Source organism: Mesorhizobium sp. M0227 (assembly GCF_040321855.1).
GTDB lineage: Bacteria > Pseudomonadota > Alphaproteobacteria > Rhizobiales > Rhizobiaceae > Mesorhizobium.
Map to the genome: position 1 here is coordinate 40,028 of NZ_JAMYSJ010000019.1, position 20,232 is coordinate 60,259.

22 protein-coding genes are annotated in these 20,232 nt (G+C 61.6%); 10 read left to right on the forward strand and 12 right to left on the reverse strand.

Going from position 1 to position 20,232, the window contains the following annotated elements; all coding sequences use genetic code 11:
- Position 1 precedes the first annotated feature (1 nt).
- The 9 genes from NKJ00_RS22765 to NKJ00_RS22805 all read right to left on the reverse strand — a co-directional run bounded on the left by NKJ00_RS22765 (position 2) and on the right by NKJ00_RS22805 (position 9,226).
- Entirely contained in the window at positions 2-187 is a 186-nt protein-coding gene (locus NKJ00_RS22765; protein ID WP_352631300.1) for a hypothetical protein, read from the reverse strand.
- Positions 188-281: 94 nt separating this feature from the next.
- On the reverse strand, positions 282-1,328 hold the full coding sequence (locus NKJ00_RS22770) for a UDP-glucuronic acid decarboxylase family protein (protein ID WP_023809477.1): 1,047 nt from the start codon (positions 1,326-1,328) through the stop codon (positions 282-284).
- Between the two features lie 23 nt (positions 1,329-1,351).
- Complete coding sequence (locus NKJ00_RS22775) at positions 1,352-2,455, reverse strand: CgeB family protein (protein ID WP_352441957.1); 1,104 nt, start codon at positions 2,453-2,455, stop codon at positions 1,352-1,354.
- On the reverse strand, positions 2,452-3,546 hold the full coding sequence (locus NKJ00_RS22780; protein WP_352551581.1) for a CgeB family protein: 1,095 nt from the start codon (positions 3,544-3,546) through the stop codon (positions 2,452-2,454). The genes NKJ00_RS22775 and NKJ00_RS22780 overlap by 4 nt, the downstream gene beginning before the upstream one ends.
- The gene (locus NKJ00_RS22785; RefSeq protein ID WP_128303888.1) at positions 3,543-4,673 is read right to left on the reverse strand and encodes a CgeB family protein; all 1,131 of its coding nucleotides are present in this window, start codon (positions 4,671-4,673) and stop codon (positions 3,543-3,545) included. The genes NKJ00_RS22780 and NKJ00_RS22785 overlap by 4 nt, the downstream gene beginning before the upstream one ends.
- 2 nt (positions 4,674-4,675) lie before the next feature.
- On the reverse strand, positions 4,676-5,776 hold the full coding sequence (locus tag NKJ00_RS22790; RefSeq protein WP_352631301.1) for a glycosyltransferase family 4 protein: 1,101 nt from the start codon (positions 5,774-5,776) through the stop codon (positions 4,676-4,678).
- The gene (locus NKJ00_RS22795; RefSeq protein ID WP_023809473.1) at positions 5,761-7,053 is read right to left on the reverse strand and encodes a TIGR04295 family B12-binding domain-containing radical SAM protein; all 1,293 of its coding nucleotides are present in this window, start codon (positions 7,051-7,053) and stop codon (positions 5,761-5,763) included. The genes NKJ00_RS22790 and NKJ00_RS22795 overlap by 16 nt, the downstream gene beginning before the upstream one ends.
- Complete coding sequence (locus NKJ00_RS22800) at positions 7,050-8,123, reverse strand: NAD-dependent epimerase/dehydratase family protein (RefSeq protein ID WP_023809472.1); 1,074 nt, start codon at positions 8,121-8,123, stop codon at positions 7,050-7,052. The genes NKJ00_RS22795 and NKJ00_RS22800 overlap by 4 nt, the downstream gene beginning before the upstream one ends.
- On the reverse strand, positions 8,120-9,226 hold the full coding sequence (locus tag NKJ00_RS22805) for an NAD-dependent epimerase/dehydratase family protein (protein ID WP_023809471.1): 1,107 nt from the start codon (positions 9,224-9,226) through the stop codon (positions 8,120-8,122). The genes NKJ00_RS22800 and NKJ00_RS22805 overlap by 4 nt, the downstream gene beginning before the upstream one ends.
- A 212-nt stretch (positions 9,227-9,438) precedes the next feature.
- Between NKJ00_RS22805 and NKJ00_RS22810 the strand changes: the two genes are divergently transcribed.
- Positions 9,439-9,711, forward strand: a complete 273-nt coding sequence (locus NKJ00_RS22810; protein ID WP_127292237.1) for a hypothetical protein — start codon at positions 9,439-9,441, stop codon at positions 9,709-9,711.
- A gap of 106 nt (positions 9,712-9,817) precedes the next feature.
- Here the strand turns inward: NKJ00_RS22810 and NKJ00_RS22815 are convergent, their stop codons facing one another.
- Positions 9,818-10,411 (reverse strand): response regulator, encoded by a 594-nt coding sequence (locus NKJ00_RS22815; RefSeq protein ID WP_352631304.1) that lies wholly within the window; start codon positions 10,409-10,411, stop codon positions 9,818-9,820.
- 332 nt (positions 10,412-10,743) lie between these two features.
- Here NKJ00_RS22815 and NKJ00_RS22820 point away from each other — a divergent pair, with 332 nt between their 5' ends.
- Both NKJ00_RS22820 and NKJ00_RS22825 read left to right on the forward strand, forming a co-directional pair.
- Positions 10,744-13,854: a CheR family methyltransferase gene (locus NKJ00_RS22820; RefSeq protein WP_352631306.1), complete on the forward strand. Its 3,111-nt coding sequence runs from the start codon at positions 10,744-10,746 to the stop codon at positions 13,852-13,854.
- Positions 13,851-14,231, forward strand: coding sequence for a response regulator (locus NKJ00_RS22825; RefSeq protein ID WP_023809467.1), 381 nt, complete (start codon positions 13,851-13,853; stop codon positions 14,229-14,231). Before NKJ00_RS22820 ends, NKJ00_RS22825 begins: the two co-directional genes overlap by 4 nt.
- 427 nt (positions 14,232-14,658) lie before the next feature.
- On the opposite strand, the gene NKJ00_RS22830 is transcribed toward NKJ00_RS22825, so the two are convergent.
- Together NKJ00_RS22830 and NKJ00_RS22835 are read right to left on the reverse strand one after the other, a co-directional pair.
- Complete coding sequence (locus NKJ00_RS22830) at positions 14,659-15,837, reverse strand: zinc-dependent alcohol dehydrogenase (RefSeq protein WP_023809466.1); 1,179 nt, start codon at positions 15,835-15,837, stop codon at positions 14,659-14,661.
- 75 nt (positions 15,838-15,912) lie between these two features.
- Positions 15,913-16,698: an SDR family NAD(P)-dependent oxidoreductase gene (locus NKJ00_RS22835; protein WP_352610916.1), complete on the reverse strand. Its 786-nt coding sequence runs from the start codon at positions 16,696-16,698 to the stop codon at positions 15,913-15,915.
- A 325-nt stretch (positions 16,699-17,023) separates the two neighbouring features.
- On the opposite strand from NKJ00_RS22835, the gene NKJ00_RS22840 reads away from it, so the two are divergent.
- From NKJ00_RS22840 to NKJ00_RS22870, 7 genes are all read left to right on the forward strand, one after another.
- Positions 17,024-17,290 (forward strand): hypothetical protein, encoded by a 267-nt coding sequence (locus tag NKJ00_RS22840; protein ID WP_023809464.1) that lies wholly within the window; start codon positions 17,024-17,026, stop codon positions 17,288-17,290.
- On the forward strand, positions 17,287-17,505 hold the full coding sequence (locus tag NKJ00_RS22845; protein ID WP_023809463.1) for a hypothetical protein: 219 nt from the start codon (positions 17,287-17,289) through the stop codon (positions 17,503-17,505). Before NKJ00_RS22840 ends, NKJ00_RS22845 begins: the two co-directional genes overlap by 4 nt.
- Before the next feature lie 4 nt (positions 17,506-17,509).
- Positions 17,510-17,728, forward strand: coding sequence for a hypothetical protein (locus NKJ00_RS22850; protein ID WP_352441966.1), 219 nt, complete (start codon positions 17,510-17,512; stop codon positions 17,726-17,728).
- 84 nt (positions 17,729-17,812) lie between these two features.
- Positions 17,813-18,043 (forward strand): hypothetical protein, encoded by a 231-nt coding sequence (locus NKJ00_RS22855; protein WP_031212583.1) that lies wholly within the window; start codon positions 17,813-17,815, stop codon positions 18,041-18,043.
- Positions 18,044-18,200: 157 nt separating this feature from the next.
- Positions 18,201-18,656 (forward strand): hypothetical protein, encoded by a 456-nt coding sequence (locus NKJ00_RS22860; RefSeq protein WP_352610915.1) that lies wholly within the window; start codon positions 18,201-18,203, stop codon positions 18,654-18,656.
- Positions 18,653-19,873 carry an NRAMP family divalent metal transporter gene (locus NKJ00_RS22865; protein ID WP_023809459.1) on the forward strand — a complete coding sequence of 407 codons (1,221 nt, stop codon included), beginning with the start codon at positions 18,653-18,655 and terminating at the stop codon, positions 19,871-19,873. The genes NKJ00_RS22860 and NKJ00_RS22865 overlap by 4 nt, the downstream gene beginning before the upstream one ends.
- The gene (locus tag NKJ00_RS22870; protein WP_352551665.1) at positions 19,873-20,232 is read left to right on the forward strand and encodes a hypothetical protein; all 360 of its coding nucleotides are present in this window, start codon (positions 19,873-19,875) and stop codon (positions 20,230-20,232) included. The genes NKJ00_RS22865 and NKJ00_RS22870 overlap by 1 nt, the downstream gene beginning before the upstream one ends.

A 20,232-nucleotide genomic window follows, 5' to 3' on the forward strand; every position in this document is an offset into this window, starting at 1 on the left:
ATCAGTCCAGCCTTCGCAACATGTCTGCTTCCTGCTCGAGAATAGTGGCCACTTCCTCCCGCTGGAGATGCGTCATCATCAGGCTGACGCAGCACTCGAGATAGGTGATCGAGGCGCGCCGCAGATAGGCAGCCGTCTCACGTTCGGCCATCTGGTCGATCTCTCTCGCGGGTCGCTTGGGTCGCATGAGGATGATCCTCCGTATCGGGTCCTCCCGCCAAACCACAAGCTTGGGCGGATGTTCCGCACGATCTCGGGAAAGATTCGACCGCCGGCTCGCATCATGCCGGAAGGTTCTGCAGCCCGCCGGATGCGGGTCTCGCCCTTTTGGCAAAGCCTGTCATCTGATCGCCGATGCGACTGCCTTCGAGCGCCGCGAAATAATCGATCGTCAGCTTGAGCCCTTCGTTGAGGGGCACCTTCGGTGTCCAGCCGAGCAGCGCTTTTGCACGCGAAATATCGGGCTGCCTGCGCCGAGGATCGTCTTGCGGCAGCGGCAGAAATCTCAGATCCGATTTGGTGCCGGTCATCGCCTTTACCAACGCCGCCAGTCGCACGATGCTGAATTCTCCGGGATTGCCCAGGTTGACCGGCTTGCCCGGATTGGGATCGATATCCATCAGTCGCCTCAATCCATCAATCTGATCGGAGACGTAGCAGAAGGATCGCGTCTGCAAGCCGTCGCCGAAGATCGTCAGAGGACGTTTCTCGAGCGCCTGCATGATCAGGTTCGAGACGATGCGGCCGTCCGCCGGATCCATTCTCGGACCGTAGGTGTTGAAGATGCGCGCGACGCGCACGTCGGCTTTGCCGGCTCTAAGATAGTCGAAGCAAAGCGTTTCGGCGGTGCGCTTGCCCTCGTCGTAGCAGGCGCGTGGGCCGGTGCAGTTCACATGGCCAACATAGTCCTCCTTCTGAGGATGTTGCTCCGGATCGCCATACACTTCGCTCGTCGAGGCCTGTAGCAGCCGCGCGTTATTGTGGGCAGCGAGTTCAAGCAGGTTGAGCGTGCCGATCACACAGGTTCGCGTGGTGTGGATCGGGTCGGCCTGGTAACGCGGCGGCGAGGCAGCGCATGCCAGATTGAAGATACGCTCCACGGGCTCGCCGAGATCCAATGGCCGGCAGATGTCCTGCTCGATCAATCGGAAACCCGGCTGGTCCATGATCGAGATGATGTTCTCCATGCGCCCAGTCAGGAAATTGTCGGCGCAGATCACGCGCCAGCCGTCGCGGAGCAATGCTTCGCAAAGATGCGAACCGAGGAATCCCGCACCGCCGGCAACAAGCACTGCCTTTGCCCTTTGCGCGTTTCTTTTTTGTCGCATCGTCGTTTTCTCCTGTATGCCGGTCATGCTGCGCTTCCGATGTCGAAATCGAGGGCCGCCGCCCTTGGCTGTGTCAACGCCGCCACGAATTCGCGGGCCCTGGCCGCACCGGTGTGGAATGCGAGGACGCGTTCGCGGGCCCGGCGGGCCATGGCCCGGCGTGTGCGCTCGGACTCGCCGAAGAGGATCTCGACGACAGCGTCCGTTTCTCCGGCGGTGTGGATCGCCGATGCGGGAAAGAAGCTGTCGAGCCCTGGCCAGCGATCGCTGATGATGGGCGTGCCGCAAGCAGCCGCTTCGAACAGGCGCACACTGGGCGACCATCCGGCAGCGATCATGGAACTGCGTGTGACGTTCAGCGTGTAGCGCTGACGGCTGTAGAACGCGGCATGATCGGCGGGCGGCAAATGTTCGATGCGTTCGACATTGTCCGGCCAGGTGATGTCGGATGGGTATTGCGAGCCCGCTACGACGAAACGGCGGTCCGGCATATGCCGTGCGGGTTCGAGCAGCAGCGCGTTCAGCGTTGCCTGCCGATCCGCGCTGTAGGTGCCGAGATAGCCGAGATCCCAGCGGATCGGATCGCCGGTCCGGTGATGCCGTTCCGGGTCGGCCGAGCAGTAGAGCGGTTCGGCTCGGCGCGCGCCGAACTCCTCCACCAGATGGCCAAGCATCGGCCCGCCGGTGAACGAGAAGTAGACATCGAAATACGGAATCTGCCGCCAGCTCAGATAATCGCAATCATCGGCCGAAAGCTGCGCCACGGTCACCGGTGTGTCGATGTCGTAGAAGCAGAAGCGCCCCTTGCAAAATGAAGCGACGATGTCGATGACCACGCGCCCTTCCGGCACGAAGGAGCCGATGACGACGATGTCGGCCTGCTCCAGGCACCGGGCGTAGTCGCGTTGCAACTCCGCAGTGGTTTCGTAGTAGCGCAAGGCGCAGAAATCCGGATCTCGCAGATCGCGGTGGTTGGCGTACCACGGCACGTCGCGCTCCAGAAAGGTCACGCGGTGGCCGAGTTCGTGCAGACCTTTCAGCAGGCCTCGAAACGTCGTGGCGTGGCCGTTTCCCCAGGACGAGGACAGCGACAGGCCGAGAAAGACGATGTTCAATTGCTTGGTCATTCCGCTGCCTCCACGGTCCCCTGCTCGAAATGACGTTTGAAGACGGCATCGGCCACGTCCGCCCGCAGCGCGTAGGTATGGTCGGCCAGCACGCGGCAAAGTGCGGCCTGGCCGATTGCTTTTGCACGACTGGAGGTCAGCGAGCGCATGATCTCGGCGACATCGCCGCCGTCGCGTGCCACCAGGATCTCCTCGCCTGGTTTCAGGAACAGTTCCACGCCCAGCCATGCGTCGGTGATGAGGCAGGAACCGGCGCCAGCCGCCTCGAAGACACGCGTGGCCGGTGAAAAACCGTTTACGGCCATGCTGTCGCGGCTGATGTTCAGCACTGCCTTGGGTGTGACGTTGAAGGCATTATGATCGCGGGTGCCAACGTGACCAAGCCAGCCGACGTTGGGGGGAAGCGGCTTGTCCCCCCAGCCAGATCCGCCGAGCAGAAAACGCTGTTTCGGAAGCTGGCTTGCGGGATCGAGGAAGAACGCTTCGACGCGTGCCTCACGATCCGGCAGCCGGTTGCCCAGGAACGCCAGATCGCAAGCGAAACGCGCATTGCTGGCGACCGGGTGATGCGTTTGGGGATCGAGCGCATTGTAGATCGGCACGCATTCGTTCGCGCCCATGGCATGGTAGGCCCAGACGACGGGGTCGCCGCCGCCATAGGTCAGCACAAGGTCGATTTCTTGCAGGGCGCCATGGAGCGGATGGTCCGGTTCGTCGCGCAACTGGGCAAGGGTTGCTGGAGCGTCCACGTCCCAGAATACCACCAGCGCGTCGCTGCGGGCGTGGTCGAGGACGGCGCGCAGCAGCGCCTCGTCCTCGAAACCGACGCCACTCGCCTTGACGACGATGTCGGCGCTGGCGGCGCGTGCCGCGACCTGCATCAGCGCGTGCTGGGTCGCTTCATAAACGACCACAGTGCACCAGTCAGGCGCCTCGATGTCGCGGTTCTTCTGCCGGTCGTAGACGTCGGGCTCATAGAAGGTGATTTCGTAGCCCAATTGGGAAAGCGCCTTCAGCAACCCGCGATAGTAAGTCGCGGCACCGTTCCAGTAGGACGACAAGAGGCTCGATCCGTAGAATGCCATCTTCATGCGGCGGCTTCCTTTGCGGTGGTCTTGTTGATGGTGTGTTCGGCTGTGCATTCCGTGAGCACGCCGAACAACTCGTCGACGCGGTGCGAGCAGGTGTGCCGCGAGCGGATGGTCTCGAGACCCGAAGTCACCAGGGAAGCCGCGAAATCCGCATCGGCCAATACCGCCCGCAGGTGTTGCCGCATTTGCGAGCCATTGTGGGCAAACAGAAAGTCGACGCCGGGCCTGAACAGCTGCTCGACATCGGACCATGGTGCTGAAATCAGCGGAATGCCGCAGGCGAGCGCCTCGAACATGCGGATCGTCGGAATTCCGGGCAAACCCTCACGATAGGGGCGCCGTGGGATGTGGACGGTGACACGATGCGCGGCGAACGCCTTCGGCACGTCGGCATTGGCGATCCATCCGTCATAGCGCAGTCCGGCGGCGGCTAGGTCCGTGAGCGCCGGCTTGGGATAGCGGACGCCGTGCACCGTGGCCTCGAGGCCGAGATCGCGCACCGGCTTGATCAGAAACTCCCTGAGTTCGACGGTTCGTTCATCGTCGCCCCAGTTTCCAATCCAGACCAGATCGGACGTGACGTGGATCTCCGGGTGCGGCTTGAACAGGCGATCGTCCGCGGCTTCATGCCAGGTGAAGACGCGCTTGCCCCAGCCGGCGCGCAGATAGCTCTCGCGCAAGGCTTCGCCAAAGGCGAGAACGCCGTCATAGTGCTCCAACCGCAGCGCCGAGATTGCCTCGGTCGCCGATACGGCCCGGTGGTGGGTGTCATGAAACAGAAGGATGAAGTTGCCGCCAGCGGCCCGGGCACGGCCGATGCGTGCGACAAGCTCCGGATCCGTCCACTCATGAACGATCACGACGTCGGCCTCAGCGATCCAGGCTTCGTGATCGAACCCGGCATCATAGGTCACCGGCATCAGTTCTGGGAAATCCTTGCGGAAGCGTTCGATGGCGAAGGGTCCCTTCTCGGCCAGCAGGTTCGAACGGCTCCAACCGTCCGCCGGCTCCAGCGCCACCGCCTGGTGCCGGCGCGCGATCAGTTCCCGCATGATACCGCGCAGGAAATGGGCATTGCCGTGGTTCCAGTCGGAAACGACCGAGTGGGTGTAGAACAGAAAGCGCATGGTCAGCGCCCCGCCATGGCCAGGGCCGCCTTGTCGTAGACGCCTCGCATGGCAGCCGCTTGCCTGACCAGTGTAAACCGGCGGCTCCGTCGCATGGCTGCCTGGCCGAGCTCCCGCCTGAATTCGGCGTCGCTGGAGAGACGATTGAGGCAGGCAGCGAGGTCGTGCGGATTGCGCGCATCAAAGAACATCGCGGCCCCGTCCCATAGTTCGCGATAGGTTGCGATGTCGGAAAGCACCAGTGGCGTTGCCGACATGGCAGCTTCCAGCGCGGCCAGACCGAATGGCTCATAGATCGATGGCGACACGAAAATACCGGCGCGCGCCATCAAGGAGCGCACCTCGTGAGACGGCAGTGCTCCCAGAGGAACGGCATAGCTGAAGCCGGCACGTCCGCCGTTGGGACCGTGCATCGAACCGGCGGCAAAGATGGGCCATTGCGTCAGTGACGCGGCCTGGTCGATCACCGCCGCATTTTTGCCCTCGTCCCACCAACGGGCGGCGGCGAAGACGAGCGGTTGACGTTTTTCGGCATTCGGGACGGGGCGGGCGCTATTCGCCACGACGTGCAGGCGCGCGATCGGGCCGTAGCAGGTCTCAAGCATGTCGGCGTGGCTGCGGCTCGGCGCAATGACTGCGTCGGCCCGATCCAAGCCGCGCCTGTTGCGCTCCTTCTGCCAGGCCCATGCGCCATCCACCGCCTGTTTCCTGACGGCGTGGAACCATGTCGTCACGCAGGAATGGGAGACCACCACGGCTGGGCATGGCGCATCGAATCCCGATGCCTGCGTCGGCGCGTTGAAATGGACAAGGTCGATGGCGTGGTCGCGCATGGGCGCAAGCAATTCCCGCGGCAGCGCGTCGAGGTCGCCGCCGTTGCGGGTCATCCAATCCGGCGGCGTATTCAACCAGATCAGCGTCGTGAAAGCCTCCGCCTCCTCGGCCTGCTGCCTCGACGGTTGCGGACCGAGGCCGGCAAGCACCACGCTGTCGCCGCCGTTCACAAGTTCGCGCGCCAGATCAAGGGCATAGCGCCATACGCCGCCCACGGCATCGACGGTCATCAGGATGCGCCGCGAGCGCGGCGTCAGTGTCCGCAACATGTCGCCTCCAGTTCCGCCAGCGGCCGCGGCCGCCTCTCCTGGATGTCACTGAATTTCTGGAAAGATGCGAGGTAGTGGTCATGGGCGCGTTCCCAGGCAAGGTCGTCGGGTTCGCCCCAAAGCTCGCGGTAGCTGGGCGAACTCGGATACGGGTAAAGCGGCACAGGTTCGTTGGCCCATACGCCGTGGTCGATCAGGTGGGTTCGCCAGTGCTCGACTAGGGCGGGATCATCCTCGACCACGCCGATCAGATTGGCCTGGACGAATGGAACGTGACGTCTGGCGTCGACGAGCAGCGCGGCGAGTTCCTCGGTGCCCAGCCGGCAGCGCTTGGCCAGCATTGCCCGGCCTTCGACGGTCAGGCTTTCGAGACCGGCTTCAATGGAGACGCAGCCTGCGGCGCCCAGCAATTCCAGCAGCTCGGGCTTCCACAGATCGATGCGGGTCTGTACGCCGAATTTCACGTCGCGATCGACCAAGGCTTCCAGCAACGCTTTTTGCGGCAGGAAGATTTCGTCGATGAAGTAGATGTAGCCGACACCTTGGGCAATCAGCCGATCGATCTCCGCTACCACCGCTTCGTGGTTTCGACGGCGATAGGCATCGCGGAAATCGATCTTGGCGCAGAAGCTGCAATTGTAGGGACAGCCGCGCGATGCCTCGACTTCCGCGCCGAACCCGACCTGATTGTCATCGAACCTGTGATGGTGATGCGCATGGGCTGCGATCCAGTCCGCTGGCCATTCGAGTGGCGGATGATCGATAAACGAGCTGGCGTGGACGCCGCCGTTCGAAACCACCTTGGCGTCCCGTAGATAAGCGGTTGAGGGCACCGCGCTCCAATCGTCGCGCTGGGCAAGTTGCTCGACGACTTCTTCGCATTCGCCGCGCACGACGATGTCGACACCGAGCTTGCGCAAGGTTGGCGCCGGCGTCGCCGAGCCGTGCGGCCCGACCGCGACCGTGCGTCCACCGCGCCCGGCCAGACGGTTGAGGAAATCGGCCGGCACACGCAATTCCGGCGGTGCGCAGCGCCAGAACAGATAGGTCGGGGCGGTACTGACGACGGTCATAGCCGGGGCGAAATCAGCCACCCGCTCGCAGAGACCGGAATTGTCGAGCTTCTGCAACTGGCCATCCAGCATCAGCACCTGATGTCCGGCGGCTTCGAGCAGGGCCTTCGAATAGCCGAGTTCCAGCGGCAGATGCGGTTGGCGGCAGCCGAAATAAATGCTGTCATCATACGTCCAGGACGGGTTCACCAGGGCGATTTTCATGCAACGTACCTCACGGCTTCAGGGCGAGGCTCGAGCCGATGGCGCTGCAGCCAGTCGGCGAGGTCGCGGATGCCTTCGCGCCATGAAACATGGGCCATCCAGCCAAGCGCGGTTTTGATCTTGCGGGTGTCGGCGACGAAGAAGGGCTGGTCGCCGGTGCGTTCCCCATCATGGCGGATTGAAAGATCATGGCCGGTCAGGCTACGGATTTCGCTCAACAACCTGCGCAGGCTGACCGCATTTTCCGGGCCGCCGCCAAGATTGAATGCCTGGCCTTTGGTGGTCTCGATGCGATCGAGCACGGCCCTGTAGGCGGCGACGGCATCGGAGACATGCAGGATATCGCGCACTTGCCTGCCGTCGCCGTAAATGGTGATTGGGCGTCCCGTCAGCGCGCTGAGCAGGAAGTGTGCGACCCAGCCCTGGTCCTCGGTTCCGAACTGGCGCGGTCCATAGATGCAGCTCATCCGCAGAACCGCCGTCGGCATGCCGTAAGATTTGGCATAGTCGAGCACATACTGATCCGCCGCGCCTTTGGAGCAACCGTAGGGCGTGCAGAAGTCCAGGCCCCGAGCCTCATCGATGCCGTTCCCTTGGATGACGCTGTCGCAAGGCACATAGCGATCGCCATCCTCGCGGACCGCTACGTCGGGCAGGCTGCCATAGACCTTGTTGGTGCTGGCGAAGATCACAGGGATATGCTCACCGCTCAGCCGCGCGGCCTCCAGAACGTTGAACGTCCCGCGAAGGTTGATGTCGAAATCCTCGCCCGGCTGGACCAGGCTTGTGGTGACGGCGGTTTGCGCGGCCAGATGGAAAATTGCCCTGGAAACCATCAAGACAGGCGCCAGTGCGTTGGCGTCTCGCACGTCGATCGTCTCCACCGTGAGGCGACCACCGTGTTTTTGCGCCAGCCATTCAAGGTTCTGCTGGACGCCCGGACGGCTGAGATTGTCGATCACCAGTACCGGCTCGCCATCCGACAACAGGCTGTCGGCGAGGTTCGATCCTATGAAGCCGCTGCCGCCGACGATGGCGACCGGCGCGTCGCGTCGATTGCGTGTGTTCATGAGACCAACCCACGTTCTTCTAGCTCGCGCTTCATGTCGGCGCCGCGGTCGACGGCGGACGTGTTACGCACCCAGGAAACGAACTCGCCGAGCGAATTCTCCAGTTGCCGCACCGGCTCGAAACCGAGCAGCTCACGGGCCTTGGAGATATCGGCGAAGCAGTTCCGGATATCGCCGGAGCGGGCTTTGCCGAGCAGTTCCGGCGAGCGGTTCGGTGTCCCCATGGCTTCGGCCAGCAATCGCGCGACTTCGCCGATCGCATAGGCGCGGCCGCTGCCGATGTTGATGACATGACCCCTTGCCTGGCGTTGCTGCAGAGCAAGGCGAAAGGCGCGGGCGACGTCACGCACATGGACGAAATCGCGCTTCTGTTCGCCATCCTCGAAGATCATTGGCCGTTGGCCGTTGGCGAGACGCGAAGCGAAGTTGGCCAGCACGCCGGTATAGGGATTGGATAACGCCTGGCCGGCGCCGAAGACATTGAACAGGCGCAGCGCGACCGCATCGACGCCATAGGCCTCGCCGAAGATCAGCACGGCGCGTTCCTGTGCGTATTTTGTCAGCGCATAGATGGAGGCGAGATCGACCGGCTTTTCTTCGTCCGTCGGCAGCGGCGAGAGGGCGTCTCCCTCTGGCGACAGCGGGTTCCATTGCCCGCTCCTGATGTCGCTCGCCTTGCGCCGAGCATTGTCGACACGCCGGCCGTCTGGCGTTGCATAGAGCCCTTCGCCATAGACGCTCATCGACGAGGCGACGACGATCCGTTCGACCGGGTGCTTGATCAATGCTTCAAGTAGCGTTGCGGTGCCGAGATCATTGGCGCCGACATAGCGCGCGATCTCGTACATCGATTGTCCGACGCCGACTTCCGCCGCCAGATGAATGACCGCGTCGACACCTTCCAGCGCCCTGGCGACCGCCTCCCGGTCGCGGACGTCGCCCTTGATCAGTTCGGTCCCGGCGGGAAGCGCGACGGCTTCGCCCGCATGCACCTGCTCCAGCAGCGCATCGAGGATGCGAACCGAATAATCCTGCTCGACGAGTTCCTGTGCGACATGCCGGCCGATGAAGCCGCAGCCTCCTGTAACCAATATGCGTTTCACGACGACTCCTCAGACAAGTAACCTCGGCGCCCCGAACTTTTCGGCAAAAGGTTTGTTCCCTTGCTTCAACAAAGTTCCTTTGGCCGGTCCCATTGGGAGCCGGCGCAGCGCGATCACGGCGCGGTTCTGGAACATTGACGTGCTTGTGCTGTTAGGACGCCCGACAGCCCGCGTGTCCTATGTGGCAACGCCGATGATCAAAGGAGATTTCAATGTCTCAGTCGCAAATGACCACCAACCATGACGAAATTCGCAAATGGGCCGAGGAGCGGGACGGCCGGCCGGCAGTGGTGCGCACCAAAGGCGAGGGCGGTATCCTGCGGATTGACTTCGGCGAGCCCGAGGAAGCATTCGAGCCCATCGAATGGGACGAGTTCTTCCGGATATTCGACGAGAATGATCTGGCCTTTCTGTATCAGGCCAAGACCGGTGAGGGGAAAGCCAGCCGTTTCAACAAGTTCGTCGAGCGCAATCAGAAGGGCTGATGACGCCGGTCAAGTGGCCTATCTGTACGGCCAAGTTTTCGAGATGTGGTGAACAATGACGGCCCCGCGGCTTAGCACTTCAGCCTGAGAGGCCTTGGAAGGCAAACTAATGCATCAGTTTTGCGCCGCGGGTTTTCGCCATCTCTTGCATGATGTCGTTGAGCCAGTTTTCAGTGGATTGACCAAGCTGTCTGCGGTCGACATCCCGGATCGCTTGCTCGAGCGTCCTCTCGACGAGCCGATCCGATGCCTCGACGTCTGCCAGCAAAAGGCGCGCCGCAAGTCGCAGTTTGGGCAAAAGCGCGAAGACGTCGTCGGAGGGGTCCGGCACGGAGGCCGCTCGCCCAGATGCCTGCGGGGGAAAGAGCGCGTTGAACACCGCCTGGCTGCCCGAGGATTTCCGCAAATTGCTGGCGTAGCGGAGATGATCGGGAATGGCGATGTCGTCATCGCCACTGAAGAACACGAAGGGGACACCCCGGCGCATCAACTCATCGGCGATTGGAAACACGCGTCGGCCATTGAGATTGACGTCGAGGATTGCAGCTTCAGCCGTCCCGGTGTGTTTGGATGCCTGTTCGACGGTTGCAGCGGGACCGAGGATGATGGCACCCATATTGCTGAAAAACCGCGCAAGATCTCCCGCCATCGCCCATTCGTCTTCGACTATCAGAATATGCAGCCCCCGCAGGTCGCGCACGTCGTCATCCTTTCTTGGAACGGAGGTTAGAATGCAGCGGATTTGCCTTCCGAATTCTGTCGTCCAAGGCCGCCTGCAACCGTCTCGTAAGCGCCAGCATGCGATCAGGGACGGCCCCAGCATGGGAACTTCCAAGCGATCCAGGCTCCCCTGATACCACCGGCGTCGGGAGTTTTATGTCAGCAGATCGTTTTGTCATTGAACCACCATTGATATCGGGTTCAACGTCATCCCTGACGTCTTGTTCCATCCGTCTTGCGCGCTATATGGTTGTGTCCTGTCCGCCGGCCTTGAGGGGATTTCAGGTCGGGTCGGCGAAAGGGGGACATGACGTGACAGCCCAACCGAAAAGGTTTCCCATCGTGGGCATAGGCGCGTCCGCGGGCGGCATTCCCGCGATGGAAGGTCTGTTCAAAGGCGTGGCCGGTCAGCCTGGTATGGCTTTCGTCATCATCACGCATCTCAGCCCCAAGCGCGAAAGCCTGTTGCACGAGGTCATCAGCCGCTACACCGACATGCCTGTCATTGTGATCGAGGACGGCATGGTGGTTGAACCTGACCACGTCTATGTGATGCCGCAAAACGTGACATTGGCCATTGAATCGGGGGTGCTGCACCTCCGCCGGCCCAATGGGCTTACCCAGGAGCGCAAGCCCATCGATATCTTCTTCGCCGCATTGGGTGAAGACCAGGGCGAATATGCCGTTGGCGTCATCCTGTCGGGCGGCGACTCCGATGGAACCCTGGGCGCCAAGGCCATCAAGGAGCGGGGCGGGTTTACCGTCGCGCAAGCGCCGGACGGCTACGGGCCGCGCAATCCCGACATGCCGCAGAGCGCTATTGCCAGCGGACTCGTCGATGTCGCTGTGCCCGCCGAGGAGATCGGGGCGAAGCTGGAGGCTTTCGCCCGCGGCTTCGACCCGCTGGAAGGGCTTGCGGAAGAAGATGGCGACCACACGGCCGACATCGATAAGGTGCGAGAACAGATATACGCCATTCTGCGCAGCCACTCCGGCCACGACTTCTCGGGCTACAAGACCAAGACATTCCTGCGCCGCGTGAAGCGGCGCATGCAGATCGCCCAGGTCCATTCCATCAGCGCTTATATAGACTGGCTGAAGAAGGATGCTCGCGAGGTGATGAACCTTTTTCGCGATCTGCTGATCAATGTCACCAACTTCTTTCGCGACCCCGATGCCTTCGAGTTGCTCGAGCGAAAGATCATACCTCAGCTGTTCGAAGGCAAGACCGCCAGCGACACCGTCAGGGTCTGGGTTCCCGGATGCGCCACGGGCGAGGAGGTGTTCTCCATCGGCATCCTGCTGCGCGAACACATGGAGAAGCTTACGGTCGTTCCGCGCGTCCAGATATTCGCGACCGACATCGACGAGCCGGCGCTGGCGGTGGCGCGGGCGGCACGCTATCCGGAAGCCTTGCTGCAAGGTCTTTCTCCCGAACGCAAACAGCGGTTTTTCAACGGCGATGGCGAAAGCTATGTCATCAGCAATGCGATACGCGAGCTGTGCATCTTCTCGCCGCACAGCGTCATTCGCGATCCACCCTTCTCGCGCATGGACTTGGTCTCCTGCCGCAATCTGCTGATCTATTTTGGCCCGATCATCCAAAACCGCGTCATCCCTGTCTTCCATTATGCGCTGAAGCCCGGCGGTTACCTTTTCCTTGGCACCTCCGAAAGCGTCGGGCAGCACGACGATCTGTTCGCCACCGTCGACAAGAAACATCGCATCTTCCATGCGCGGGAGCATGCCTCACCGCACATCAGACTGCCGGCCCTGATCGGGGAAAGTCATTCCAGCGTCTTCCCATCCGAAAGCGCCGGCTCGAAGAAGGGACTTGTCGGCTATCCCCTGCGGCAGGCAGTGGAGGCGCAGGTGCTGGAACGGTTCGCGCCGCCGCATGTCCTGGTCAACGCCGAGGGCGATGTCGTCTATTATTCGGCCAGGACCGGCAGATATCTCGAAGCGCCACAAGGCATTCCCAGCCGGCAGTTGCTGACGATGGCAAGGCGTGGGCTGCGGCTGGACCTCCGCGCCGCACTGCGCGAAGCGACGACCACACGCCGCACAGTGGTGCGGGAAAACCTGACCGTGGAGGAAGATGACGAACGGGTGCAGCCGATCAGGCTGACGATCGAGCCGCTCGCCGAACGCGGCAATGGCGAGCCGCTTTATCTCGTCCTGTTCGAACCGTCGGGGCCGACCCAGGCCCGCTCAGAGGAAGACGGCGGCAGCCGTGACAGTGACAGCACCGCCGATCTCGAGCGGGAACTGCGCGATACCAGAGAGCGCCTGCAATCGATGATCGAGGAATACGAGACCGCGCTGGAGGAGGTGAAATCGTCCAACGAGGAACTCGTCTCCGTCAATGAGGAGGCGCAATCCACCAACGAGGAACTCGAAGCCTCGAAGGAGGAGATGCAGTCGCTCAACGAGGAACTTAACACGATCAACGCCGAGTTGACGGCCAAGATAGAAGAGCTCAACCACGCTAACGGCGATCTGCGCAACCTGTTCGAAAGCACCGACATAGCGACCATTTTCCTCGACCGCAGCCTTGTGGTCCGCACCTTCACGCCGGCGGCGTCATCCTTCTTCAGCCTGCGCCCCTCCGATGTTGGCCGGCCGCTGACGGATTTGTCGAGCCAACTCGACTACCCAGAGTTGAAGCAGCACATCGACAAGGTGTTCGAGACAGGCGAGATCCTGAATCACCATCTGCCGCGCGATGCTAGGGGCTTGTTCCACATGGTCCGCATCAATCCCTATCGGGACAAGGGCAACAGGATCCAGGGCGTGGTGGTGACACTTGTCGATGTCACCACGCTGGCACAGGCAGAAGAGCATCAGCAGGTGCTCATCTCGGAACTTAACCACCGGGTCAAGAACATGCTTGCGGTGATCGCCAGCATTGCAAGCCGCACGCGGGAAAGTTCTGATACGAAGGAGGAGTTCGCGGATGCGCTGATCGGCCGCCTGCATGCCATGTCGCGGGCCTACGGCCTGCTGACCCGGGAGAGATGGAAGGAAGCCTCGGTCAGGGAATTGCTCCAGCAGGAGCTCGAACCATTCGGCATCGAGCGGGTTGAACTCGATGGCGCAGACGTGAAATTGGGCCCGCAACAGGGGCTTTCCCTCAGCATGGCCATTCATGAACTGGCCACCAATGCGGCCAAGTATGGCGCTTTGTCAAAAGTCGACGGCAAGGTCAGTGTGCAATGGTCGATCGAGGATGAAAGTTTCACATTTGGCTGGCGAGAGAAGGACGGTCCTCTTGTCGAGGCGCCCTTGGACAACGGCTTTGGCCTGACCTTGTTGCAAGGAGAAATCGGTTACAGGCTCGGCGGCCATGTCGAGACCGCGTTCCACAAGGACGGCCTCAGCGTCCAGATCGCGTTTCCGGCAAATCACAAGGAGGCGCCGTGAGCGACGACAGGCCGCGCGTTCTGGTGGTCGAGGACGAATGGCTGATCGCCGAAGACGTCGCGTCTCGCCTGCGTGCGGCGGGTTATCCGGTGATCGGCCCGGTCTCGTCGGTCGCCGCGGCTCGTCAGCTTATCGATGCAGGCAAAGCCGACGTGGCGCTGCTGGACATTCAATTGAACGGTGAAACAAGTCTGCCCGTGGCCGAAACATTGCTGGCTCGCGGCATCCCCTTCGCATTCATGACCGGATTTGGGCCGCGCGACGTTCCCACACCCTTCCGAAACTGCAAATTCGTGCCGAAACCGGCAGGCGACGCTGCACTTCTCAACACCCTGGCCGACCTGGCATCGCTTCGTCCCGACAAACACTCGCTGTGATTTCAAGAGGCCGGTTTCGATCAGTCCAAGGGCTTGTCGGTCGGCCTAGGCGTGGTGCTCGCCTGACGCGGCCGCCCGGCGTTTCGATTGGCAACCGGATTGTCCAGCGGCGGGGCCGATGGCCGGGATGTGCCGGCGGTTTTCGGCGTCAGCGGCTTGGCACCGGCATCTGTGTCACTGGCGTCCCGTCTCGGGTGCGGCAGAGCATCGGCGTTTGGCGACCGGACGCTGGGTTTCGATGTGGGATTCTCATTGCTCATGGCGATAACTTCCTTCGCAGCGGGCGGGCACGACAGTCTCGTCGCCCTGAGTTTATTCTGCGGGTCAACCGCCGCCACGGTCGAAAGTTCCAGGTTCCTCGGCAGCGTCGGTGCTATCCTTGGCGGGGAATCCGCGCAAGGTGGACCCCGCGCAAGATACCGACATCTCAGCCATGCGGTCGCATCACCACCTTGATGCAGCCATCCTGCTTGTCACGGAACGTCTTGTAGAGGTCCGGTCCCGCTTCGAGGTCTGCCCGGTGCGTGATCACGAAGGAGGGATCGATGTCGCCCTTCTGTACCATGGCCAGGAGCGGTTCGAGATAGCGTTGCGTGTGCGTCTGACCCATCCGGAAGGTCAGTCCCTTGTTCATGGCGGCGCCGAACGGAATATGATCGACGAGGCCGATATAGACGCCGGGCACCGAGATGGTGCCGCCTTTGCGGCAGGAGTAAATTGCTTCGCGCAATACATGCGGCCTATCGGTGCCGAGATAGACGGCAGCCTTGACCTTGTCGAGCATGGAGTCGGCACTGGCGCCGGGATCCGACTCGGTACCGACACAGTCTATGCAGCGATCCGGACCGCGGCCATCGGTCATCGCCATCAAGGCGTCGTAGATATCGGAGTTGCTGAAGTCGAGCGTCTCGGCCTTGCCGTGCTCGCGAGCCATCGCCAGCCGCTCCGGCACCTTGTCTATGGCAATGACGCGGCCGGCGCCGAGCATCCATGCGCTCTGAATGGCGAACTGACCAACCGGACCGCAACCCCAGATGGCGACGGTTTCGCCTGGCTCGATGCCGGCGTTTTCAGCCGCCATATAGCCGGTTGGAAAGATGTCGGAGAGGAACAGCACCTGTTCGTCGTCCATTCCCTCGGGCACCTTTATCGGACCGACATCAGCGAAAGGAACGCGCAGATATTCGGCTTGCCCTCCCCAATAGCCGCCGACCAGATGCGAATAGCCGAACAGGCCAGCCGGGGATTGTCCCATCACTTCGGCAGCCTGTTTGGCATTGGGATTGGACCTGTCGCAAAGCGAGAACAGCCCCTTCTGGCAAAACCAGCATTCGCCGCATGAGATGTTGAAAGGCACCACGATGCGGTCGCCCTTTCTGAATTTCGAATGGCCGCTGCCGACTTCCACGACCTCGCCCATCGTCTCGTGTCCGAGCACATCGCCCGACTCCATCGTCGGCATATATCCGTTCATCAGATGCAAGTCCGAGCCGCATATGGCGCAACAGGTGACTTTGATGATGACGTCACGATCATCCTCGATGGCGGGATCAGCCACCTGGTCGCATCGAATGTCGCCTTTGCCGTGCCACGTAAGCGCTTTCATGATGGTGCTCCTGCCTTGGAAGAAGGTCGGCAGAAGAGTCTGCCCGACATTTTGGTTTGGCGTGAAGGCCGAACGTCAGCCTTTGGAGGCAGAATCCGGCTCGGCCATCTTGCGGTGCTGTTCGGCCAGCGTGCCTGCCGGCGTCACATGCGCCGCGGCGACCTGCAGCTTGTTCTTCCAGCCGCTGATGACTTGTTCCTCACCGTCCATCATCGCCTCGTAGCCGGCCTCGGCCACATCGGCGGGATTGTCCTTCTCATCGGTGCCGACCTTGGTATCCATCATTTCGGCGCGTTCGAAGAACCGCGTCTGCGATGCCCCGGGCATCAGCACGGTGACTGTGACTCCTGTGTCCTGCAATTCATGACGCAGTGCGATCGAGAAGGAATCGATGAAAGCCTTGGTGCCGTTGTAGACCGCCTGGAAAGTGCCCGGCATGAAACCAGCGATCGATCCTGTGAAGAGGATGCGGCCTCGGCCGCGGCGTGCCATCCTGGCTCCGAGTTGATGCGCGAGATAGACGGTACCGGTGATGTTGGTGTCGATGATGCGGCGGACTTTTTTCCAATCCTGATCGACGAAACCACGGCCGAGCCCACGTCCGGCATTCAGGAACAACAGGTCGACATCGCGATCGCCGATCCCGGCGATCAAACGATCGACACCTTCCTCGGTCGCCAGATCGGCCTCGATGGCTTCGACAGTCACACCATGCGAACCGAGCGCCTCGGCGGCCTGCCGGATCGCAGGTTCGTCGGCGGCTATGATCAGATGGTAGCCGTCCTTTGCGCACAGTTTGGCAAGTTCCTTCCCAATGCCGCTCGAGGCGCCCGTCACCACGGCCAACTTTTCATTCGTCATCACGTCCTCCGAACTTCGCTTCGGCCGAACCACTGTCGGAGCTGATTGTTCCGTGCGGGTTGATGCGCGGCCGTATGCGGGCCGTGACAACGATTTGTTCTTGAGTTCAATGAACACGCGGCGTGGAGAGGTGGAACAACTCAGGTCTGGGCGAGTTCGATATCATGCAGCATCGTTGCTCCCCTTGTTTGATGCTGCACGATCGGGTCCCCTCAGCCTGATCCGCTCGCGCTTTCTATCGGAAAGCGCGAGCATCTAATCACCTCGACAATCATGTTTTGGAACAACAAACCCGTTCGGCAGTTCGGGGCGCAGGAGGAATAAAATGCAATACGCCGAAGAAATCGCGCTCAGGCGCGTGAAAATGCTGGTCGAACAATATGTTGTCGCCAGGAGCAGGAGATATGATTTCGTCTCGACGGAACTTGCCTGCAAGGCCATTCGCCAAGTCGTACGAAGTCCGATCGAAGACGCCGAACTGGACCATTTGCTGGCTAGAAGCGCGGTCAAACAGGGGCTTTCGGTGCGGTTCGACCGAATAGGTCATTGGCAGGCGGCTTCGCCCGAACTCAGCCAGGAGAAATCGGCATGAGAGCAGTGCTATTGATGTCAGCGGCATTACTCGCCTTGGCGGGGTGCAACGACAATGCCGATCCGGCCAAGTCCAAGACGGACACTACGAACAGCCAGCCGGTGGACAAGAATCCCACGACGGACACCAACCCGACGCCGCAGACCAGCACCGGCGGCGACCAGCAAGGTACGCAGCCAACGCAGCCCGCATCTCCAAAGCCAAGTGGCGACTAGGCCTATGGAGCGACGCAACGCAATAATCTCGCTGGTGATAGCGGCGGTCATCATTGTCGGTTTCATCGTCGGCTTTTTCTACGTTGACATGGGCTGGCAGACCTCCCCGCTGAAACGTGCGCCGGAGCAGAACCAGGGCGGCAATGCCCCGGCGGACACCGCCCCGGCTGCGGGCGTCCAGAAAAATCCCAGGGAAAACACGGAAATGCCGGGGCAACAGTGATCGACGGCCGGCAGCAACAGGAGAGGGCGACCTCGCGGTGACCCTGCCGAACTGAGTTCAATACAGCACCGATCTGGAGTGTGGATGATGGGCATCCTTTCCGACCTCGACAAGAAGCTGACGGACAATATGTACGAGCATGGCAGCGAATTCACCGATGCGGTTTCGGATCTGCCGGAAGCAGTCGTGGAAGCGGTCGAACGGCTGATGTTTTTCATCCAGCCCGACGCGCGCGATACAGTCAGAACTCAGGTTCTCGGCCTCATTCACGAATACAGAATCCAAGACGCGCCGAACGGGGATCGCCCCGCCTGACCTTCAGCTTACGCCGGTGCGGCAATTGAAACCGATCGGGACCTGGCTCGCCGCCTCGTGCTCCGGATCGGCGGACGCGGTCGTTGACGGACCCGACGAGTGCTCTAGATCAGATTTACGCCGGCCACGGTTTTGTTGGGTCGGGGGAGACTATTCGGTGGCGCACCAAACGCCTGATTTGATCGTTAGACGCCGCTATCTCAGGCACGACTGCTTGTGCTTGCTGTTGCTGCTGTTGTCGGCATGCTCATCTTCCGATCAGATCGAGCAGCAATCACGAACAGCGGCCTCCGCATCGCAGACCGTGTTGATGGCGCTGGACGCCTGGGCGGCAGGGGCGGCGCCGACCGCATACACGGTGGGTACGCTGCAATCGATCGGCGAGACGCTTGCCGACGCCGGGGCGCAAATCCGGTCCGCGCAAACCAGTGAACCCGCCGAGCAAGCTTCACTGACAAAGGCAGTCTACGATTTGTCGGTCGCGGTGGCGCGTGCAGAGGCCGGATTGCAGGCGGGCGACCGGCCGGAAGTCCAAGACGCGCAACAGGATCTGCGGCTGGCATCGCGTGCGCTCGCTACCGCCTACGCCAAGTATTTCGCGCCGAAGCCATGAAGAAGCTCATGGAAATATCCCTCGGCGTCGTCACCAGCGTCGGCGGCTTCCTCGAAGTTGGGTCCATGGCGACGGCGGCGCAGGCAGGCGCGATGTTTGGCTTCCAGTTGATCTGGGCGGTGGTGCTAGGCACCATCTGCATCATCTTCCTTGTCGAAATGTCCGGCCGGTTCGCGGCCGTGAGCCATCACACGATCTCCGACGGCATCCGCGAGAGATTCGGCTTCAACGTCTTTCTATGGCCGTTGCTGGCCGCCCTGCTGGTCAATTTCCTGGTGCTGTCCGCCGAGATCGGCGGCGTCGCCATTGCGCTCGAATTTGCCACCGGCATAGGCTTCCAGTGGTGGGCACTGCCGGTGGCTTTGCTGGCGTGGCTGCTGCTTTGGAAAGGCACCTTCGGCTTCATCGAGAAGGGCGTATCTATTCTCGGTCTGGTGACGCTGTGTTTCGTCGTCGGAGCGGTGATGCTGAGACCCGATTGGACGGCAGTCGCAAGGGGCGCCGTGCCTTCGCTGCCGGTCCACGATGCCGCCAATTACTGGTTCATGGCGGTGAGCATTCTCGGCGCCTCGATATCGCCCTACCTCTTCATGTTCTATTCCTCGGGGGCCATCGAGGACCGGTGGGACAAAAGCTATCTCGGAGCCAATCGGGCCATAGCGGGGTTGGGCATGACTTTCGGGGGGACCATCTCGATCGGCGTGTTGATCGTGGCCGCTCTCGTGCTCGCCACGCATGGCGTCACCCAGGTGGACGACTATCACCAATTGCCGTTGATGCTGATATCCATATTCGGCTTCTGGGGCTTCGTGCTGTTTGTTGCCTCCCTCGCCATTGCCTGCTTCGGCGCCGCACTAGAGGTCGGATTGCAACAAGCCTATCTTGTGGCCCAGGGTTTCGGCTGGAATTGGGGCGAGGATCGCAAGCCGCGCGACGATCCGGGTTTCAGCGCTACCTACACGATATCATTGCTTTTGGCGGCTATTCCCATAGCGCTTGGTCTCGATCCGCTGAGGCTCACCATCTTTTCCATGGCGCTGACGGCAGCCAGCCTGCCGCTGACGGTCGTTCCTTTCCTGTTTCTGCTGAACGACAAACGTTATGTCGGCGAGCATCGCAATGGCTTTTTGTCGAATGCCGCCGTCATCTTCATCATCGCGCTTGGCTTCGTACTGGCGGTGGTGACCATCCCGCTGCAGATATTCGGGGGCACATGATGAAGTTGCTGCGTGATCTCCTCGACAAGCAGGTGGTCGACCGCGAGCAGATCAAGATCGGCAAGGTCGACGGGCTGGTGGCGGAGTTGCGGCCTGGCAAGCCGCCTCGGATCATTGCCATCGAGCTCGGCTCCATCACCCTGGCACGTCGCCTCGGCGCAGGGCCTGGGCGCTGGATGGCGCGGCTCGCGGTCAAGCTGGGTGGCAAGCAGCATGGCGAACCCCATCGGATCGCCTGGCACAAGGTGAAAGATATCGGCATCGATGTCGAGTTCGACATCGATGTGCGAGAAACGTCGATCTTCGCCTGGCAGGACTGGTTGCGCGACCATGTCATCGGGCGCATTCCGGGAGCTTGA

Excerpts from the sequence above, each read along its gene's own strand:
- NKJ00_RS22765 (WP_352631300.1), bottom strand. The coding sequence starts at position 187 with ATGCGACCCAAGCGACCCGCGAGAGAGATCGACCAGATGGCCGAACGT.
- NKJ00_RS22770 (WP_023809477.1), bottom strand. The coding sequence starts at position 1,328 with ATGCGACAAAAAAGAAACGCGCAAAGGGCAAAGGCAGTGCTTGTTGCC.
- NKJ00_RS22810 (WP_127292237.1), top strand. The coding sequence starts at position 9,439 with ATGTCTCAGTCGCAAATGACCACCAACCATGACGAAATTCGCAAATGG.
- NKJ00_RS22775 (WP_352441957.1), bottom strand. The coding sequence starts at position 2,455 with ATGACCAAGCAATTGAACATCGTCTTTCTCGGCCTGTCGCTGTCCTCG.
- NKJ00_RS22850 (WP_352441966.1), top strand. The coding sequence starts at position 17,510 with ATGGAGCGACGCAACGCAATAATCTCGCTGGTGATAGCGGCGGTCATC.
- NKJ00_RS22800 (WP_023809472.1), bottom strand. The coding sequence starts at position 8,123 with ATGAACACACGCAATCGACGCGACGCGCCGGTCGCCATCGTCGGCGGC.
- NKJ00_RS22865 (WP_023809459.1), top strand. The coding sequence starts at position 18,653 with ATGAAGAAGCTCATGGAAATATCCCTCGGCGTCGTCACCAGCGTCGGC.
- NKJ00_RS22870 (WP_352551665.1), top strand. The coding sequence starts at position 19,873 with ATGAAGTTGCTGCGTGATCTCCTCGACAAGCAGGTGGTCGACCGCGAG.
- NKJ00_RS22840 (WP_023809464.1), top strand. The coding sequence starts at position 17,024 with ATGCAATACGCCGAAGAAATCGCGCTCAGGCGCGTGAAAATGCTGGTC.
- NKJ00_RS22795 (WP_023809473.1), bottom strand. The coding sequence starts at position 7,053 with ATGAAAATCGCCCTGGTGAACCCGTCCTGGACGTATGATGACAGCATT.
- NKJ00_RS22855 (WP_031212583.1), top strand. The coding sequence starts at position 17,813 with ATGATGGGCATCCTTTCCGACCTCGACAAGAAGCTGACGGACAATATG.
- NKJ00_RS22790 (WP_352631301.1), bottom strand. The coding sequence starts at position 5,776 with ATGTTGCGGACACTGACGCCGCGCTCGCGGCGCATCCTGATGACCGTC.
- NKJ00_RS22785 (WP_128303888.1), bottom strand. The coding sequence starts at position 4,673 with ATGCGCTTTCTGTTCTACACCCACTCGGTCGTTTCCGACTGGAACCAC.
- NKJ00_RS22830 (WP_023809466.1), bottom strand. The coding sequence starts at position 15,837 with ATGAAAGCGCTTACGTGGCACGGCAAAGGCGACATTCGATGCGACCAG.
- NKJ00_RS22835 (WP_352610916.1), bottom strand. The coding sequence starts at position 16,698 with ATGACGAATGAAAAGTTGGCCGTGGTGACGGGCGCCTCGAGCGGCATT.
- NKJ00_RS22780 (WP_352551581.1), bottom strand. The coding sequence starts at position 3,546 with ATGAAGATGGCATTCTACGGATCGAGCCTCTTGTCGTCCTACTGGAAC.
- NKJ00_RS22845 (WP_023809463.1), top strand. The coding sequence starts at position 17,287 with ATGAGAGCAGTGCTATTGATGTCAGCGGCATTACTCGCCTTGGCGGGG.